The sequence below is a fragment of the Actinospica acidithermotolerans genome, assembly GCF_018139625.1.
In the GTDB taxonomy this organism is placed as follows: Bacteria; Actinomycetota; Actinomycetes; order Streptomycetales; family Catenulisporaceae; genus Actinospica; species Actinospica acidithermotolerans.
This window is the reverse complement of record NZ_JAGSOH010000251.1, coordinates 1-2,555: the sequence shown is the minus strand read 5'-3', so window position 1 is coordinate 2,555 and position 2,555 is coordinate 1. Positions and strand designations below refer to the sequence as shown.

Sequence of the window (2,555 nt, the reverse complement as noted above, 5' to 3'; positions counted from 1 at the left end):
TCCCCCGCGTCTCCCGCCGCTTCGCCGGCGCCGGCGCGGCCGCCGCCGGCGAAGCGGCGGGAGACGCGGGGGACGTCGTCGGCTGCGGTGCGTGAGGCTGGGCCTGGACCGGAGGCGCGTACTGCTGCGGAGGCTGCTGCGCCGGTTGCTGGACGGGCGCGGCGGACCGTTGCGCCTGCTGGCCGCCGCCCGAGTAGCCGCCGCCGTGCCCGGCGGAGGGATCGAGCAGCACCTCGACCCGCCACTCGCCGCCGTAGACCTGCCCGAGCACCTGCCGCAGCGTGTCCTCGTGCTTCGAGCCGGGGAAGTTCTGCCGCAGCGTCGGGATCTTGAAGCCGAGTTGGATCACGCGCCCCTCGACGCCGACCACGTGCGCGTTGTCCGCCGAGATCATGGTCCACGCCACACGGCTGACCGCGCGGACCCGGTCCAGCACCTCTTCCCAGCGCGCACGGATCATCCCCACGTCGTACGCCGCGCCGGACGGAATGCCCGACGGGGCGCCCTGGCTCTGCTGCTGCGCCGGCGGGGCCTGAACGGGCTGCGGCGCGGGCACGTTCCGCCACGGCGGCGGCGCGAGCGCGGGGCCGGACGGCGCCGACGGCGCTGACGTGACGGGCGGACCCGACGGCGCTGACGTGACGGGCGGACCGGACGGCGCGTCAGCCGCGTACGCCGCCGTCGCAGGAGCCTGCGCCGACTGCTCGGCCGGCACCGCGACACCGGGCCCGGGAGCCGCCGAGGCCGGCGGCCCGAGGCGCTCGAGCCGCTCCAGCCGGGCCGCCAGCGAACGGGCCGACTCCTCGCCGCCGGGCAGCAGGATGCGCGCGAAGACCAGTTCAAGCAGCAGGCGCGGCGCGGTGGCCCCGCGCATCTCGGTCAGGCCGGTGTTCGCCAGGTCGGCCGCGCGGGAGAGCTCGGCCGGGCCGAAGGCCGCCGCCTGCTCGCTCATCCGGGCCAGCCGGTCCGGCGGGGCCGAGATCAGGCCCTTCGTCGCCGCGTCGGGCACCGCGTTGAGGATGACGAGGTCGCGCAGCCGCTCCAGCAGGTCCCCGAGGAACCTGCGCGGGTCGTGGCCGCCCTCGACCACCCGGTCCACGATCTCGAAGGCCGCGCCGCCGGACTGCGCCGCCAGCGCCGAGACCGCCTCGTCGAGCAGCGCGGCGTCCGTGTAGCCGAGCAGCGCCGCGGCGTTCTGGTACGAGACCCCGTTCTCGTCCGCGCCCGCGAGCAGCTGGTCCATCACCGACAGCGAGTCGCGCACCGACCCGGCGCCCGCGCGCACCACCAGCGGCAGCACCTCGGGCTCGACCTTGATGCCCTCCTGCGTGCACAGGAGCTCCAGGTAGTCCCGGAGCGTCCCCGGCGGCACGAGGCGGAAGGGATAGTGGTGCGTACGCGAGCGGATGGTCCCGATGACCTTCTCCGGCTCGGTGGTCGCGAAGATGAACTTGAGGTGCGGCGGGGGCTCCTCGACCACCTTGAGCAGCGCGTTGAACCCGGCCGAGCTCACCATGTGGGCCTCGTCCAGGATGTAGATCTTGTACCGCGACTCCACCGGCGCGAAGAACGCCCGCTCCCGCAGATCCCGCGCGTCGTCCACGCCCCCGTGCGAGGCCGCGTCGATCTCGATCACGTCGATGGACCCGGCCGCCCCGCGCGCCAGCCCCACGCACGACTTGCACGTCCCGCACGGCGTCGGCGTCGGCCCCTGCTCGCAGTTCAGGCAGCGCGCCAGGATCCGCGCACTGGTCGTCTTCCCGCACCCGCGCGGCCCGCTGAACAGGTACGCGTGGTTCACCCGCTGATTGCGCAGTGCCTGCTGCAAGGGCCCGGTCACGTGCTCCTGCCCGATGACCTCCTCGAAGGTCTCGGGACGATACCGGCGATACAGCGCTAGCGACACGACCCGAGCCTAGCCGCTCCCACCGACAGTCAGGTACACCCCGCGACGTCGGGTGATAAGCCGGTCTCGACACGGCGGCGGAAGCCCTCGAATGCCCTTCAGGGCAGCGAAAGACCCCTCGCGCACCCGCCAGAGCCTGCCTACCCTTGCTGCATTCCTGCCCTGGGGGGGTTCGGTGGGGTGACGCCACACGAGGGGTCCGCCAGACAGCATAGCCGAGAAAGCGGGTGGCGGAGCACCCCCCGCCGTCGGGTAAGCTTTCCCACGGAGGATTCGCCTAGTGGCCTAGGGCGCACGCTTGGAAAGCGTGTTGGGGGCAACCCCTCACGAGTTCAAATCTCGTATCCTCCGCGCAGAGCAACCCCCGACCAGCGGAAACGCTGCTCGGGGGTTGTCTTGTTTCCACACTACGTGGCCGTTCCGGCTCTTCAGTGGCAGTTTCAGTCGCAGTCTGCCCGATTTCGTGCTCCTCGGGCGTGTCCCCAGTCGAGGTCACACTGCTTTCGGAGGCGCTGGGTTAGCTGTTCTGTCCTGTGAGGTTGGGTACGCGGCTGGCGGGTGGTTGGCCTTTGAGCGCGGTGTGTGCTCGGTGATGGTTGTAGATGTGCAGCCAGGGGTCAAGCGCGGCGCGTCGTTCGGATTCTGAGGC

Annotated in this window: 1 protein-coding gene, 1 tRNA gene, 1 other RNA gene and 1 pseudogene; 1 reads left to right on the top strand and 3 read right to left on the bottom strand. The window is 72.1% G+C overall.

Features of this window, described 5'->3' with window-relative positions; all coding sequences use genetic code 11:
• Positions 1-1,906, bottom strand: a 1,906-nt coding sequence (locus KDK95_RS34410) for a DNA polymerase III subunit gamma and tau (RefSeq protein WP_212522551.1), incomplete at its 3' end; no start/stop codon positions are given.
• 106 nt (positions 1,907-2,012) lie between these two features.
• Positions 2,013-2,109: signal recognition particle sRNA small type (gene ffs / locus KDK95_RS34405), an RNA gene on the bottom strand.
• 63 nt (positions 2,110-2,172) lie between these two features.
• Here ffs and KDK95_RS34400 point away from each other — a divergent pair.
• Positions 2,173-2,257, top strand: a tRNA-Ser gene (locus tag KDK95_RS34400).
• Positions 2,258-2,423: 166 nt separating this feature from the next.
• Here the strand turns inward: KDK95_RS34400 and KDK95_RS34395 are convergent.
• A pseudogene (locus KDK95_RS34395) lies at positions 2,424-2,555 on the bottom strand (integrase core domain-containing protein); the annotation flags it as partial.